The 14,729-nt window shown below is 62.0% G+C and carries 12 protein-coding genes; 5 read left to right on the plus strand and 7 right to left on the minus strand.

From position 1 onward, the window contains the following. Positions 1-193: 193 nt before the first annotated feature. The gene (locus tag KGB07_RS15280) at positions 194-1,159 is read left to right on the plus strand and encodes an alpha/beta hydrolase (RefSeq protein ID WP_223465814.1); all 966 of its coding nucleotides are present in this window, start codon (positions 194-196) and stop codon (positions 1,157-1,159) included. A 195-nt stretch (positions 1,160-1,354) separates the two neighbouring features. Here KGB07_RS15280 and KGB07_RS15285 read toward each other — a convergent pair whose 3' ends face one another. Then, positions 1,355-1,714: a DUF6124 family protein gene (locus KGB07_RS15285; RefSeq protein WP_223465816.1), complete on the minus strand. Its 360-nt coding sequence runs from the start codon at positions 1,712-1,714 to the stop codon at positions 1,355-1,357. A gap of 567 nt (positions 1,715-2,281) precedes the next feature. Between KGB07_RS15285 and KGB07_RS15290 the strand changes: the two genes are divergently transcribed. The 3 genes from KGB07_RS15290 to KGB07_RS15300 all read left to right on the plus strand — a co-directional run bounded on the left by KGB07_RS15290 (position 2,282) and on the right by KGB07_RS15300 (position 3,346). Next, a complete protein-coding gene (locus KGB07_RS15290) occupies positions 2,282-2,473 on the plus strand; it encodes a hypothetical protein (protein WP_046043169.1) in 192 nt (63 codons plus the stop codon). Continuing rightward, the gene (locus KGB07_RS15295; protein WP_046043167.1) at positions 2,463-2,732 is read left to right on the plus strand and encodes a type II toxin-antitoxin system RelE/ParE family toxin; all 270 of its coding nucleotides are present in this window, start codon (positions 2,463-2,465) and stop codon (positions 2,730-2,732) included. Before KGB07_RS15290 ends, KGB07_RS15295 begins: the two co-directional genes overlap by 11 nt. 107 nt (positions 2,733-2,839) lie before the next feature. After that, complete coding sequence (locus KGB07_RS15300) at positions 2,840-3,346, plus strand: PaaI family thioesterase (protein ID WP_223465823.1); 507 nt, start codon at positions 2,840-2,842, stop codon at positions 3,344-3,346. A gap of 100 nt (positions 3,347-3,446) precedes the next feature. Here the strand turns inward: KGB07_RS15300 and KGB07_RS15305 are convergent, their stop codons facing one another. From KGB07_RS15305 to pvdM, 5 genes are all read right to left on the minus strand, one after another. Further along, complete coding sequence (locus KGB07_RS15305) at positions 3,447-5,864, minus strand: TonB-dependent siderophore receptor (protein WP_223465825.1); 2,418 nt, start codon at positions 5,862-5,864, stop codon at positions 3,447-3,449. A 126-nt stretch (positions 5,865-5,990) separates the two neighbouring features. Then, complete coding sequence (locus KGB07_RS15310) at positions 5,991-7,640, minus strand: cyclic peptide export ABC transporter (protein ID WP_223465827.1); 1,650 nt, start codon at positions 7,638-7,640, stop codon at positions 5,991-5,993. A gap of 116 nt (positions 7,641-7,756) precedes the next feature. Next, positions 7,757-8,641 carry a formylglycine-generating enzyme family protein gene (locus KGB07_RS15315; RefSeq protein WP_046043162.1) on the minus strand — a complete coding sequence of 295 codons (885 nt, stop codon included), beginning with the start codon at positions 8,639-8,641 and terminating at the stop codon, positions 7,757-7,759. A gap of 16 nt (positions 8,642-8,657) precedes the next feature. Next, positions 8,658-9,938 (minus strand): aminotransferase class V-fold PLP-dependent enzyme, encoded by a 1,281-nt coding sequence (locus tag KGB07_RS15320; RefSeq protein WP_223465829.1) that lies wholly within the window; start codon positions 9,936-9,938, stop codon positions 8,658-8,660. A 31-nt stretch (positions 9,939-9,969) separates the two neighbouring features. Beyond that, the gene (gene pvdM / locus KGB07_RS15325) at positions 9,970-11,319 is read right to left on the minus strand and encodes a pyoverdine-tailoring dipeptidase-like protein PvdM (protein WP_223465831.1); all 1,350 of its coding nucleotides are present in this window, start codon (positions 11,317-11,319) and stop codon (positions 9,970-9,972) included. Between the two features lie 258 nt (positions 11,320-11,577). Between pvdM and KGB07_RS15330 the strand changes: the two genes are divergently transcribed. Then, entirely contained in the window at positions 11,578-13,197 is a 1,620-nt protein-coding gene (locus KGB07_RS15330; protein ID WP_223465832.1) for a PvdJ/PvdD/PvdP-like protein, read from the plus strand. A gap of 131 nt (positions 13,198-13,328) precedes the next feature. Here the strand turns inward: KGB07_RS15330 and KGB07_RS15335 are convergent, their stop codons facing one another. Continuing rightward, positions 13,329-14,723, minus strand: a complete 1,395-nt coding sequence (locus KGB07_RS15335; protein ID WP_223465833.1) for an efflux transporter outer membrane subunit — start codon at positions 14,721-14,723, stop codon at positions 13,329-13,331. Between the last annotated feature and the right edge of the window lie 6 nt (positions 14,724-14,729).

Below are 14,729 nucleotides of genomic sequence, written 5' to 3' on the forward strand. Positions count from 1 at the left end.
GGCATCGCGGTGATTCAGGTATACCGCATTGCTCGGGTTTACGACTGCTTCGCAGCCGAACGGGAGCAAGCTCCCTCGCCACAGATTTTCGTTCGGTGCAGGAGGTTTTTGATTGAACAGGATTACGCCCTAATGAACGGTCCTCACGGTTCGTTTATTGGGCGAGCTTTTTTATTTTTGGAGACCACCGCCCATGGCACTGCACCCGGACATCGAAGGATTTCTAGAACTGGCCGAGTTCGGCCGCCTCAGCGGCAAAAGCCAACCCATGCATGAGCTGAATCCCGACGAAGCGCGCCAGCAGTTCGAACAGACCTCACAGTTGCTCGATGCGGCCCCGACGGGCATGTTGACGGTGACGGCGCTCAGCATTCCCGCGCGGGACGGGCATGTGCTCAACGCGCGGCTGTACGTCCAACCGCAACCGGGCAGCGAGCCACGCCCGGTGTTGCTGTACTTCCATGGCGGCGGCTACGTGGTGGGCAGCCTCGATTCCCACGACACCCTGTGCCGGCGCCTGGCGCTGGCGGGGGAGTTTGCCGTGTTGTCGGCGGATTATCGCCTGGCGCCGGAACACCGTTTTCCCACCGCTTACCACGATGCCGAAGACATCACCCGTTGGCTGGCCATCACCGGAGCCAAGGCGTTGGGGCTGGACGCCAGGCGCATTGCGCTGGCGGGGGACAGCGTCGGCGGCAGCCTGGTGGCATCGCTGTGCATCGCCATTGCCCAGGACCCATTGGGCTGGCCGCTGGTGCCGCGCCTGCAAGTGCTGCTGTACCCGGTGATCGACGCGGTAAAAAAGCGCCCATCCCTTGAGCGGTTCGCCGAAGGATACCTGCTGGAAGCCACCACGCTGGAGTGGTTCTACCAGCAATACCAACGCAGCGAAGCGGATCGTGCCGACTGGCGTTTTTCGCCGCTGTACGCCGAGCACCTGCAACGGCTGACACCGACGGTGCTGTGGCTGGCCGAGTACGATCCGTTGCTCGATGAAGGCCTGGCCTGGGCCGAGAAACTGCGCACGGCGGGGCAACCCGTGGTGCTGGAGGTCAAGGCCGGCATGACCCACGACTTTGCGCGCATGGGCGAGATGGTCCAGGAAGTGCCGGGGATGCTGGTGCAACTGGCGACGCAGATTAGCGAGAGTTTGGCCTGACCGACACACTCATGTGGGCACTGCTTAATCTGTGGCGAGGGAGCTTGCTCCCGCTCGGCTGCGCAGCAGCCGTAAACCCGAACAACGCGGTATGTCTGAGTCACCGCGATAGTCGATTTTGGGGCCGCTTCGCAGCCCAGCGGGAGCAAGCTCCCTCGCCACAGGTGAGTGCCTTCAACACAAGAGCGGTGGCTACTAAGGCGGATCAAGCCGATCCAGCGCCCGATTCACCGCCAGTTCCCCCAGCATGATCACCTGTGCAATCCCCAGCAGCGCACTGCGACTCGTCCCCTCCAGATGATCCACCAGATCGTTGGCCATGACATTGGCCGACGCCAGGGATTCGCAGGCGTGCACCAGCAGGGTTTCGGTACTCAGTTCGGGGTTGACGATGAACATGGTGCTGGGTGTGCGCGGGGTGGCCATGATGTTGGCGCCCGGGTTGAGGTAGTGATTGAGCGCGCGCTCGGCGGCTTCGTGGAATTGTTTGGAGTCGGGGCTTTCGTACGGCGAGACCGGGTCGGAGTCCGGCGGATTTGGTGTGGGCTTGAACATTGGTGGCATTCCATTTAGGGCCACAACCATCGCGCTACTAAACGAAAGGGTGGCGGCTGTGTGCAAGTTAGTAGACCGGTAATCCACCCAAAACCCGGCGCATCCGAAGACGCCATGCACACAGCCACCATTAAGCACAGGTAAACCTGACTGAACGACGCTTATGCAACCGATGGTGGAAATACCGGGCTACTAAACCCGATCACTGGAAATCAGTGACCCGAACCAAGTTACCGACGACTCCCAAGGCGCACAAGCCGGCGGATTCTGGCGTACCTGTAGGCAACGGCGCAAGGCATTGTGGCTTTCACGAAGTAACCTGTAGGCCGCTTAAACAGGCGCTATTGAGTGGTTTTTAACCTGCTGTCATGCCTTGTCAGAGAGCGTTGAATTCCTCGGAGTCGGCAGGAAGAGTCCTACGAAAGTTTGCGGTTGGCCCTCGGAAGTACAGCCCTTACGATCTGGCTTTACGCGTTGGTCGGTTTGGCAAATGACACTTCATCTTGCGATCGACGACAGCGCCCCCGATACCGATTAGACTGCTACCCATTGACCCCGGAGGCCATCATGAGCGCCGAACTTTCCCCCATCGTTTCAGAGTTTGAGACCAAAGAGCAGGCCGCCAGCTATGACCATTGGTTCCGCGCCAAGGTGCAAGCTTCGATTGACGACCCGCGCCAGAATGTCCCGCACGATCAAGTGATGGCTGATATGCGAGCCCTCATCGAATCAAAGCGCAACAAGTACGATGCTGGTTGAGTGGCGGCCCGAAGCACGGGCCGAACTCTGGCAAATCCTGAACTACATTGGCGACCGAAACTTCGTAGCGGCCAGCGAGCTGTTTCAAGCAATCGAGGCTGCTACATCGGCCCTTCCTGAACATCCCTACCTTTATCGATTCGGTCGAGTACCCGGCACTCGGGAGATTGTCGTGCATCCCAACTACCTTGTGGTTTACCGAGTGACGGATCGAATCGAGATATTGAGCGTTTTGCATGCTCGGCAGGAGTATCCCTGATTCTCAGGGTATTGCGTCGTTTCCGGCACAGCAATCTGCCAATATTGATCCGGTGACCCGGTTCGCAACCACGACAATTGGCCCCCGGTATTAAGGATGGACACGGCATGACCACGCAGGACACTTCGCTTCAAGACATCGCCGCGCCTGAAGGCGTTTGTTATGGCTGCGGCAGCCAGAACCCGCACGGGCTGCACATCAAGAGCTTCTGGCATGAAGACGGGGTGCATGTCATGGCGCAGCATATGCCGGATGACAAGTACTGCGGCTGGCCGGGTCTGGTTTACGGCGGTTTGATCGCGATGCTGGTCGATTGCCACTCCAACTGGGCTGCGATGGCTTATCACTACCGGGCAGAACAGCGCGAGGTCGGCAGCCTGCCTCACGTTACATGCGTCACCGGTAACCTGGGCATCAAGTTCATCAAGCCCACCCCGATGGGTGTCCCCCTGACACTGCGTGCAAGAGTCGAGGGCGAGGTCGGGCGCAAAAGCCGGGTCATCTGTGAGGTCTTCGCCGGGGATGTCCTGACCGCGGTCGGGGACTCCACTTTTGTCCGAGTCGATACCGGGCAACTCAGAGCCGACGCACACGGCCGCAAGGTCGAATCCTGAACCCGGAGCAATAAACGCACATCACCTTTGCGGTTCGTCAGCGAATCAGCACCGGGCCGCAAGCGGCCCGGTGGAGTGTGGCTGTTGACGCAGCCGGCAATCAGTACTGCGCGCGCAGGCTCAGGGTCAGGGTGCGCGGGTCGCCGTAGAAATTGGTGCCCCAGGAGGCATCGACGCGGTCGTAGTACTTGCGGTCGAACAGGTTGTTGGCGGTCAGTGTCGACGACAGGTTTTCGTTGAACTTGTAGCCGACCTGCGCCGTGGCGATGGCAAAGCCGCCTTGCTGGAACTTCACGTCACGCTGGTAGTAGGTGTCGCTGACCACACGCACGCCACCGCCAACGCTGAAGTCCTTGAGCGGACCGTCGGTGAACTCGTATTTGTTCCACAGGTTGAAGTTGTGCTTGGGCGTGATGGTGCTGAAGGTCTTGCCTTTGTTGGCCTGGTCGCCGTCAAGGAACTTGGTGGAGGTGTAGGCGTAACCGGTGACGATGCTCCAGTTCTCGGTCAGGTTGCCGCTCAACTCGGTTTCCCAACCCTGGCTGCGGGCCTTGCCTTCGGTCATGTAGGCACCGGAGGTGTTGTCGTATTCGGCGCGGTTTTCATCGTAGATGCGAAAGGCGGCGATGCTGGCGTTCAGGCGACCGTCGTAGAATTCGCGCTTGAGGCCGATCTCGTACTGCTTGCCTTCGCGCGGGCCGACCGGCTGGCCGTCCGTGCCGATTTCGCTCTGGGGTTTGAACACGCCGGTGTAGCTGAAGTAGGTCGACAGTTCCGGTGTGATCTTGCCGATGATGGCTCCGTACGGCACGACTTTGCGATTGATGCTGGTGTGGGCTTCGCCGAAGTTGTTGAAGAAGGCGTTGGCGTTCTTCGCATCGCTTTCGTACCAGGTTACGCGGCTGCCGCCGATGACATCGAGCCAGTCGGTGACGTTGAACTTGGCACGGGTGTAGATGCCGTACTGATCGGACTTGGACCAATTGCCGTTGACGTGCGCATAGTCGTTGTGGGGAATGTCGATGCTGCCCGGGTCGAACACGTTGATCGGGAAGTACTCGCCGCCGCCGTAGGTGAAGTCCTTGTCCAGGTGCTGGTACTCGGCGCCCACGGTGAACTCGTGCCGGCGATTGGCGAACTCGAACGGCGTGGTGACGAAGCTGTCGACACCGATGGTCTTGATATGGGTGTAGTAGTCGTACGCCACGGCCCAGCTGTCACCGGTGGCCGGGTCGACCGCGCCGTCGGCCCAGGTGAAGTTACGCTGCGGGGTTTCGGCGTCGCGGTAGGTTAGGGTGGTCTTGAACTGACCGCCGTTGTCCAGTTCGTGGTCGAGTTCGGCGAAGGTTTCCCAGACTTTTTCGTTGAGGGTGTTCCACTTGGCGTCGACGAAGGTCGAGCGCGGCACGTCGAGCAATGAGCCGTCGGCGTAGGCCGGCAAGCCGAAGGCCGGGGTGGAATGGTTCTGCTGGTAAGCGCCGCCGACCGACAGGGTGGTGGCCGGGTCGAGGTCGAATTCCAGGCGACCGTAGACCATCGGGCGTTCGTTCTGCGCGTAGTTGACGAAAGACTTGTTGTTTTCGTAAGCGGTGATGAAGCGACCGCGCACGGTGCCCTGATCGTTCAGCGGGCCGGTGACGTCGACCATGGAACGGTAGCGATCGTAAGAGCCCGCGGCCAGTTCGCCACCGAGGGCGAATTTGCTCAGGGCGCGCTTGCGCACCACGTTGATCGTACCGCCGGGTTCACCCGCGCCCTGGTACAGGCCGGACGGGCCACGCAGCACTTCGATGCGGTCATACATCGCCAGGTCGAAACTGGTGGCCATGTCGCCCTGGCCGGTGGGTTGCGAGACGCCGTCGACCTGCACCTGATCAACGAGGAAGCCACGCATGTAGATGTCATTGAGGCTGGAGCCGGAGTTGTAGGTCTTGATGGTCACGCCGGTGACCTGGCGCAGGGCGTCCTGCAGGCTGTTCAGATTCTGGTCGTCCATGCGCTGGCGTGTGACGACGGACACCGACTGCGGGATGTCCTTGAGCTTGATGTTGCCTTTGCCAATGGTCACTTCGTCGCTGGTGTAGGAGTGCGAGCCTTCGGTGGTCGGCCCCAGCGCCACACCGGTGATGGACGTCGCACCCAGTTGCAGTGCGCTGGAGTCACCGGCCGCTGGCACCAGCGACACGGTGTTGCCATTCAACTGAAAATTGATGCCGCTCCCCAGCAGCAAGGTTTTCAGTGCCTGTTCCGCTTCCATGTTGCCGGACACCGCCGTGGACTTGATGCCGTTGACCATGTCCTGGCTGTAGAGAATCTGCAGGTTGGTCTGCTGGCCCAGTTGGCGCAATGCGCTGGCCAGCGACTGAGCCGGCACATCGACGTTCACCGGGGCTGCCTCGACCTGGGACGTACCCAGCAGCAACAAGGTCAGCAGCGCGCCCGGCACGACCGTTCGGAATTTCTTTTGCCGTTCGATGGCTAACGCCAAGGGTGCGCGGGACAGAGTAAGGCTTTGCATTGCTCGAATCGCTCCAGAATGGTGTGTGCAGTGTTTTAGTTAATGATAATTATTATTAGACGTACCGCTTTCGCTAAACCGGAAAACAAACTTCAAAAAACAATGATTTGCACGCGGCAACGACGCTCAGGCGGTTGCGCGCTCGGTGATGACCCGGCCCGATTCCATGCGCACCAGTTGATCGGCCATGTCGAAATAGCGGTCGTCGTGGGAGATGACGATGATGGTTTTGCCCAGGCGTTTGAGGTCCGGCAGCAGCTCGGTGTAGAAGATGCGGCGGAAGGTCGGGTCCTGGTCGGCGGCCCATTCGTCGAACACCAGCACCGGGCGTTCCTCCAGCCAGGCATTGACCAGCGCCAGGCGTTTGCGCTGGCCGGTGGACAGGTCGGTGGTGGTGAAGCTGCCGTCCCTGACGCTGACCTTGTGCGCGATTTCCAGCCGTTGCAGGTATTTGTTGGCATCTTCGGGGATGTGCTGGTCGCCCTGGACCACGTCATCGAACAGGTAGTAATCGGCAAAAATCGTGGTGAACAATTGGCGGTAGTCGTCGCGATTGTGCGCATCGATGCCTTGGCCGTTGAGCAGGATCGAACCCTGTTGCGGCGCGTAGAGGCCCAGCAGCAACTTGATCAGGGTGGTCTTGCCGCAGCCGTTTTCGCCGACGATGAAAATGATGTCGCCTTGCTCGATGGTCAGGTTCACCGGGCCCAGGCGAAACGCGTCGCTGCCCGGTGCGGCGGGGAAGGCGTAGCTGACGTTGTCCAGTTGCAGACGGTTGACCACGGTCGGCGGGGTGCCTTTGTCATTGAGCAACAGGTGCGGCTCGGGGGAGGAAAACTGGCTCGACAGTTCGGCGATGCGGCGAAAGGCAATACGCGCGCGGCTGATGATCGGCAAGGTGCTGACCAGATGCTCGATCGGGCCTTTCATGTACAGCAGCACCAGTACGAAGCCGCTCATCACCGCCTGGTCGGCACTGGGCCAGAACGATTGCAGGGCCAGCGCCAGGCCGATGACCACGAAGAACAGCATCGAGCCCAGGGTCTTGGCGATCACGAAGGTGTTGATCGAACGCACCTGAGTGTTACAGATGAAATCGGCAGTGCCCTGGATGCCCGATTCGAACATGCGCTGGCGGCGCGGGCGGTGGATGCGTAACTCCTTGGCGCCGCCGGCAATGGCGTTGTAGTGCTTTTGCAAATCGTCCTCGGCGTCGCGGGCGGCCATGAAACCCTGGATGCCCTTGCCCTGGGCGTAGAACTGGATGCCGGTGCCGATGGCAATCGCCAGCACCATCATCAGGAACATCGGCCACGACAGCATCGCCAGGTAACCCATGCAGCCGAGGGTCACGGTCAGGGAAATCGCCAGCGGCGCGAAGGCGAAGGCGAAGTCGCTGATGGTGTCGACGTCGTGGGTCAGCACCGGGATCAGCCGGTGACTGCGGTAGCGCTCGATTTGTTCGATGGGCGCTGAAAGCACCTTTTTCCCGAGCTCTTTGCGCAGCCTGGCGATGATGTGCTGGCCGACGTAGTTGGTGCCGATGTCCGAGCAGATCGAACTGCCCAGGGCCAGCAGGCACAGGCCGCCGAACAGGGCGACCACGCCTTGGGTCAGGCCATCCGCCGAGTGCAGCGCGTTGTTGATGGTGGCCAGCAACACCGTCACGCTCAGGCCACCCACCATGCCCAGGAGGATCGCCAGACTGACGACGAGCCGGAACGGTTTGAGGAGGGTGAACAATTCATGAATTGCACCGCGCGTTGGCTGGGTCATGAGCAGAGGGTTCCTTGGGTCTTGAGGCAGATACCCAGTAGAACGTGCGGTCAGGCGTTTAATTTAGACGGCCACCGACTGGCGGTGGCCGCTGGAGATGCCTTTGAGAAAGGCAGTCAGAGGTTGGGTGTCAGGTCGCGCACGACGCGGAAACCGATCCAGTCGCCACGGGTTTGCGGGTCGATGTCATTGCGGTTGCCCGAGCGGGAAAACACCGGCGCTTCGCCCCAGTCGTTGCCACGGATGCGCAGGGTGTCGCAGTTCGGTTCGGTCCAGGCGCTGCCGTCGGTGGGCGCGCCGACGTAGTCCGGGTGGTAGCAGTCGGCGATCCATTCGTAGACGTTGCCGTGCATGTCGTACATGCCGAAGGCATTCGCCGGATAGCTGCCCACCGGTGAGGAATAGCTGTAGCCATCGGTAGGGCCATAGGTGTTGGCATGGGTGGCGATGCTGTACTCGGTGCCCGGGTCGAACGGGAAGGGGAACGCTCCCGTTGACCCGGCGCGGGCGGCGTATTCGCGCTGGGCCTCGCTGACGATGTGGTAGTGCTGGCCGGTCTTCATCGACAGCCAGGCGACGTAGGCGCTGACCTCGGCGAAGTTCATGCACACCGCCGGCTGACGCGGGCCCTGTGGATAACGCGGCTTGCTGTTGATGCACTCGCGGCCGGGGCGGGTGTCGCCATCGGGCAGGGTGATCCCGGTTTCCTTCATGTATTGGGCCCATTCGCCGGCGGTGATCTGGTAGCGGCTCATGGCGAAGGGTTTGTCGAACGTCACCGCATGCATCGGGCCTTCATCAGGCTCGCGGCCGACCTCGTCGTCCGGGGTGCCCATGGTGAAGGTGCCGGCGGGCAGCACCACCATTTCCGGGCAGTTACGGCAATCCTTGAAGACCTTGCCGGGCAATGGCGCGGTGTAGGCCAGGGCGAGGCCGGGCAAGGCGCTGCCGAGCACGGCCAGCAGCGTCAGGGCGCCGAGTTTTTTCAGGGTGCTTTTCATAATGACTATCGCTCGGTCAGACCTGGTTGGCCAGCAGTTCCATCAGGCGGTCGATGTGCGCTTGGGTATTGAGCAGCCCCGGCGACACGCGAATGATCGGCCCGACATCACGGTCGACGGCATCGCACACCACACGCTGGTCCATCAGGTAATTGGCGACTGCTTCGCAGTCCCGGTTCTTGATGCGGAAGAAGGTGAAACCGGCGGAATATTCGGGCGACAGCGGCGTGACCAGCTCCACCGACGGGTGTGCCTGCAAGCGTTTTTTCAGGTAGCTGTTGATGGCGTGAATGCGCGTCGCGACCTCGGCCTTGCCCAGTTCCAGGTGCAATTTGAAGGCTTCGTTCAGCGCCCAGCGGTGTTCGAAGGAGTGGTAGCCGCCATAGGTCATCACCGTGGAGAACTGGGTGGCTTCGGAGAAGGTCGGGATGGTCGGGGTCACGTCCTTGAGCTCGTCGGAGCGGGCGCAGATGATCCCGGTGCCCCGTGGGCCGAACATCCATTTGTGGGTGCCGGCGATGAAGAAGTCGCAGTGCATGTCTGGGAAATCGACGTTCTCCACGCCGAAACCGTGGACGCCATCGATCACGTAGAGGATGCGGTCCTCGTCCTCGCGACCCCGGTTTTTCTCTTCCACCAGTTTGCCGATCTCGCCGATGGGCAGCTTCACGCCGCTGCCGGAATGCACCCAGGTCATGCCCAGCACTCGTGTTTCGGGGCGGATGTTGCGTTCAATCGCGGCCAGCACTTCGGCGGTCGAAACCTTGTACGGGTCTTCGAACAATTTGATCTTGCGAACCTGGGTGCCGTCCTTCTGGGTGCGGTATTCGAACACGCTGTTGGCGGCGTAGTGCTCGTGTTCACTGGTGAGGATCTCCTGGTCCGGGCGCACGTGGATGCCGGCGTAAATCATCGCCAGGCCTTCGGTGGTGCTACCGGTCAGGGCGATCTGCGACGGCTTGGCCTTCAGGTAACGGCCGGCCCACACGCGCACCTCTTCTTCGCGGCGTTCGGTTTCGCCGCGATGCCAGTCCATGGCCAGGCCCGGGTTGCGATCCAGGTTGGCGCGGTGCATTTCGATGGCTTCACGCACAGGCAGCGGGTGGGAGGTCACCAGGAAGTTGGCGAAGTGCAGGTAGTTCGGGTCTTGGGTGAAGAGCTGGCGCAATTGGTCCCATTTGTCCTTGGGCAGTGGCGCGGGGCTGGCGGCCTGTGCGGGCAGGTTCACGGCGGAGGCCAAGGGAATACCGGCCGCGAGGATGCCGGCCTGCTTGAGGAATGAACGACGGTTGGTCATGGATTCGGTTCGCTTTGGCAATAGATGGGAATCAGTTCTGGACCACAGGCCGGGAGGACTTCTGCACCTGGTCCCAGACCCGCAGGAAGTTGCCGCCCCAGAGCTTGGCGATGTCGGCCTCGCTGTAGCCGCGGCTGATCAGTTCGGCGGTCACGTTGCGGGCTTCGCTGACGTCTTTCCAGCCGTCCAGGCCGCCGCCGTCGTTGAAGTCGGAGCTGATGCCGACGTGGTCGATGCCGATTTTCTTCACTGTGTAGTCGATTGCATCGCCGTAATCCTTGAGGGTGGCCTTGGGTTCTTCGTCGAGGATCGAATAGAGCTGGCTGGCGTACTTGCCGAAGCGCTGCTCGGGCCAGACGGTGATCACCGGGTCGCCGGGCATCAGGGCCATCTCCAGGCCTTGCAGCGGTTGCAGGTCGAAGCGGGCGCGCAGGGCGTTGAGCTTGTCCTGGGTGGCCTGGCTCAGCGGGCGGATGTAGGTCGGGAAGCCGACGATCTGCACCACGCCGCCGCTGTTCTTGATCAGTTGCATTTCCGTGTCGCTGAGGTTGCGCGGGATGTCCACCAGGGCGCGCGGCGCCGAGTGGGAAGCGACCATCGGCGTGCGGCTCAGTTGCGCGACTTGCTCCAGGGCCTTGGTCGACATCTGCGACACATCGATGATCACGCCCAGGTCGTTGAGGCGATGCACCGCTTGCTTGCCGGTGTCCGACAGCCCACCCAAGGCATCCCGCGAATCATTGAAAAACGGCAGCGGCCGCGACGAGTCGGCCCAGGCGTTGTTGCCCACGTAGCTGAAGCCGAACATGCGCATGCCGCGCGCGGCCCACTTGTCCAGGGCGTTGAGGTCATTGCCCAGCGGATAGGCGTTGAGCATGCTGATGAACACCGCGAACTTGCCTTCGCCGTGCAGGCGGCGGAAGTCGTCGGCGGTGTAGGCGATGGCCACTTGATTGGGGAAGTCACGCACCATCGTGCTGATGATCTTGTAGCGGGTTTCCTGCTCAAAGCGGGCCTCGTCGACGAAACCGGCGGTAGGGCGATGGGGGGCATTGGGGCCGTTCCAGATTTCCGGCCAGCCGAAAATCGTCAGGGCTGCACCGGACAGGCGCCCGCGCCCGGTCTTGACCAGGTCGAACTGGCCTTCACCGTCCTTGTCGACTTCGTTGCCGGCGGTGCCGAAGTCCATGGGCACGGTGATGTGGCTGTCGAAAGAGAGGATGCGTTCCTGCAACTGATCGGCCTGTTTCATCACCTTGACCGGGTAGCCGGGGTTGTCCCTGAACCCGTAGTCCCAGGCCGCGAAACCCCCACCCGCGCTGATCGCCAGGGCCAGCGGCAGGCCAATGAAAAGAGCCTTTTTCGAACGTGGTTTTGTCATTGCCGTCTCAGTCAGGTTCGCCGTCGAGGATCAGGCGTAGGGGCCTTTGCTATCTGGGGGGAACGAGTGGCTGGCCGGAAAATTTAGCGCGGCTGATGGCCTCATCGCGAGCAGGTCGGATCGCCGCACCGTCGCTCCTACATGGGAATGCGTTCTCCTGTAGGAGCGAGCCCTGCTCGCGATGCTTTTTAAATTTATGCAGGCAACAAACGTTCTAGCTTGGATAAAGCCTGCTCCATGGCTGACACAGGTAGGGCAATGACGATTTCTCGACGATGGTTCCTCGCGGGTCTGGCGCTGACCGGTGCCGCCGTGCCGGCGGCGTATTACGGGCATCGCGAACTGACCAGGCCGGACCCGACGATCACCCCCGGTGAAGCCTCGTTCGACGTGGCGGATGTTGCCGGCCAACGCTTGGCGGATACCTTGCGCGGGGTCTGGCAGATTCGTTTCGAAGGTCGTGATGCCGGTATCGAAGGCTTGCCCCTCGAAGGCCTGGAGGTGTTCCTCGACATCGGCCACAAGGGGCGCGGTGTCAGTGGATATCTCGACACCGCCGAGCGTTTGCGCTCCACCGAAGAGCCCCGTTACCGGGTGCTCGGCGATCTGTCCGGGGCCAACCCGAAGCAGCTGGCCTGGCGGCTGCTGGGCGCTAGCGGCTGTTGCGATTACGAATTCGACATGACCCTGGACGAAGTCTGGGCCGGTTTCGGTAACGCCGGCAGCGGCAGTCTCAGTGGGCGGGTGCTGGACCTGAATCGGCCGCTGATGCTGACGGCCCAGGACAATCGATTCATTGCCGTCAAACGTGTATTCCCTGAAGCCCGCGAGCGCGCCGGCCTCAATTCGACCCTGCTGGCCTGGCTGGTATCGCCGGAGCACCGGTTGTTCCACCAGCTCTGGCATGCCTCCCGGGACAAGTGGCACAAGCTTTCCGAAGACCAGCGCGGCGCCTTGCGCGGGCTCGGCTGGCAGCCTGGCTCTCGGGACCAGGAGCGCGATGCCCGGGGCGAGCGCAAGGATCGCAACGGTTCGGGCGTGGACTTTTTCTTCATGCACCGGCACATGCTCGGTACGGCGCGGTCGATGCAGGACCTGCCGTCCTGGACGCACTTCCCGTTGCCGCAACCGGAGCTGGCGCGTGACCGGCTCGGCTTTGCGCGTTACTTCGACAACCACGACGGCACCGCGCTGCCGCCGACCTGGCTGGCCGAGGACGATGACGAGTACACGCAATGGGTCAGCGACCTCAAGACTGGCGAGACCTATCACAGCAATTTCCAGGTCTGGGAATCCCGCTACCGCGACCCGCGTTACCTGTCGACGCTGACGCTCGGCCAGTTTGGCTCGGAGGTCGAGTTGGGCCTGCACGACTGGCTGCACATGCGCTGGGCTTCGGTGCCCCGTGACCCGTCCAACGGTCAGCCGGTGCCGTTCGCCCGGGATCCGGCGGACTTTTCCGCACGCTGGTTTGCACCGGAAAACGATTTTCTCGGCGATCCGTTTTCTTCCCATGTGAGCCCGGTGTTCTGGCATTTCCACGGCTGGATCGACGACCGCCTGGAAGACTGGTTCCGCGCCCACGAGCGCTTCCATCCGGGGCAGGTCAGTCGGCTGCAGGTCAACGGCGTGCAATGGTTCGCGCCGGGGCGCTGGGTCGAGATCGATGACCCTTGGCTCGGGCCGAGCACCCATGGTTGCAGCACCACTCCGGGATTACAGGCCGGCAAGTCAGTGGAAATGGACCCGGAAACCATGAAGCTGGCGCTGCGGATTACCTTTGGCGAGGACGAGAAGACGCTGAAGGATCTGTTCCGCAAAGTGCCGCAGCGGCCGTGGTATGCGCGCAATCTGAAGGCTAGACAGAACCAGGCTTGATACCCGCGTTATCGTTCAATCGCGGGCAAGCTCGCTCCCACAGGGTTAGTGGGTGTACGCGAAATCTGCGAACAACAAAAACCACTGTGGGAGCGGGCTTGCCCGCGATGGCGTCCTGACAGGCTCCGCAACTACAAAACCTGCCACCCACCCCCAAGCGCCTTGTACAGGGCAATACTCGCCTGCATCCGCGACAGGCGCAGTTGCACGTTCAAATCCTGCGCCGCGTACAAGGTGCGCTGCGTCTCCAGCACCGTCAGCAAATCCTCGGCCCCGGCCTGATAACGGCTTTGCGCGATGTTGAAGGCGGTCTGTGCCTGGCTCAGTTCTTCACTCTGCCACCCGCGCTGTTCATCCAGCCCACGAATGCTGTTGAGGGCTTTTTCGACGTCGGCGAAGCCGTTGATGATCGCGCCGCGATAAGTCTCCAGTAGTTCTTCCTGGCGCGCCGTGGCCTTGTCGCGCTGGGCGCCGAGGCGGCCGTTGTTGAACACCGGAGCGAGCAGCCCGGCGGTGAGGTTGTAGAAGGGGCTGCGCAGGATGTCGTCGGCCCGGTCGGCGCCGGAGCCGATTTCGGCGGTGAGGGTCACGGTCGGCAGCATCGCAGCCCGGGCGACGGTAACGTCGGCCTGGGCGGCGGCCAGTTGCGCCTCGGCCCGGGCAATGTCCGGGCGGCGACTGAGCAACTGGCTGGGCACCCCGGCGTCAATCGTCGGCCAGGTCAGTTGATCGAAGCGTTCCTGGCCCAGTGACAGGGCCTGAACCGGGCGGCCGAGCAAGGCGGCGAGGCTGATGCGCGCATCCTGGGCCTGTTGCTGCACCAGCGGCAGCTGGCGTTGCTGCTCCGCCACCAGGCTTTTTTGCTGCGCCAGTTCCAGGGCCGTGGCCGAACCCGAATCGAAACGGGTCTGCACCAGTTTCAACACGCTTTGGGCATTGGCCAGATTCAACTCGGCGATGCGGCTCTGCTCCTGCAACGACAAGGCTTGCGCGTAGCCGTTGGCCACACCGCTGAGCAACGTCAATTCCACCGTGGCCTGATCGAACTCGCTGGCTTGCAGACTGAATTGCGCACTGTCGCGGCTGGCACGCTGGCCTCCCCAGAAATCGATTTCGTAGCTAGCAGTCAGGTTCGTCGTGAAGTAGTCGACGGCGTCGTTATCGCTGTCGGCATCGAGCTGACTGTAGCCGCTTCCCCGCAGCAGTTTCTGGCGATTGGCGTTAACCCCGGCCTTGACCTCGGGCAGTTGCGAGCCGCCGGCAATCACCGTGTCGGCCTGGGCCTGGCGCACTCTGGCGATGGCCGCGGCCAAATCATAGCTGCCGAGCCGCGCCTGTTCGATCAGGTGCCCCAGTTGCGGGCTGCCAAAGCGGTCCCACCATTGCTGGTTGTCATGGACAGCAACTGCGGTGTGCGGCGATTGCCAGGCGGCCGGCGGCTGGATGCCGCTGTCGGGGCGCTGGGCCGGGGTGCCGCAGGCACTGAGCAACAGACACAGGGTTAACACACTGAGTGGCGGCTTCATCAATCG

This window comes from Pseudomonas sp. GL-RE-26, from assembly GCF_019956275.1.
Classification (GTDB): Bacteria; Pseudomonadota; Gammaproteobacteria; order Pseudomonadales; family Pseudomonadaceae; genus Aquipseudomonas; species Aquipseudomonas grandcourensis.

Excerpts from the sequence above, each read along its gene's own strand:
- KGB07_RS15280 (WP_223465814.1), top strand. The coding sequence starts at position 194 with ATGGCACTGCACCCGGACATCGAAGGATTTCTAGAACTGGCCGAGTTC.
- KGB07_RS15285 (WP_223465816.1), bottom strand. The coding sequence starts at position 1,714 with ATGTTCAAGCCCACACCAAATCCGCCGGACTCCGACCCGGTCTCGCCG.
- KGB07_RS15290 (WP_046043169.1), top strand. The coding sequence starts at position 2,282 with ATGAGCGCCGAACTTTCCCCCATCGTTTCAGAGTTTGAGACCAAAGAG.
- KGB07_RS15295 (WP_046043167.1), top strand. The coding sequence starts at position 2,463 with ATGCTGGTTGAGTGGCGGCCCGAAGCACGGGCCGAACTCTGGCAAATC.
- KGB07_RS15300 (WP_223465823.1), top strand. The coding sequence starts at position 2,840 with ATGACCACGCAGGACACTTCGCTTCAAGACATCGCCGCGCCTGAAGGC.
- KGB07_RS15305 (WP_223465825.1), bottom strand. The coding sequence starts at position 5,864 with ATGCAAAGCCTTACTCTGTCCCGCGCACCCTTGGCGTTAGCCATCGAA.
- KGB07_RS15310 (WP_223465827.1), bottom strand. The coding sequence starts at position 7,640 with ATGACCCAGCCAACGCGCGGTGCAATTCATGAATTGTTCACCCTCCTC.
- KGB07_RS15315 (WP_046043162.1), bottom strand. The coding sequence starts at position 8,641 with ATGAAAAGCACCCTGAAAAAACTCGGCGCCCTGACGCTGCTGGCCGTG.
- KGB07_RS15320 (WP_223465829.1), bottom strand. The coding sequence starts at position 9,938 with ATGACCAACCGTCGTTCATTCCTCAAGCAGGCCGGCATCCTCGCGGCC.
- pvdM (WP_223465831.1), bottom strand. The coding sequence starts at position 11,319 with ATGACAAAACCACGTTCGAAAAAGGCTCTTTTCATTGGCCTGCCGCTG.
- KGB07_RS15330 (WP_223465832.1), top strand. The coding sequence starts at position 11,578 with ATGACGATTTCTCGACGATGGTTCCTCGCGGGTCTGGCGCTGACCGGT.
- KGB07_RS15335 (WP_223465833.1), bottom strand. The coding sequence starts at position 14,723 with ATGAAGCCGCCACTCAGTGTGTTAACCCTGTGTCTGTTGCTCAGTGCC.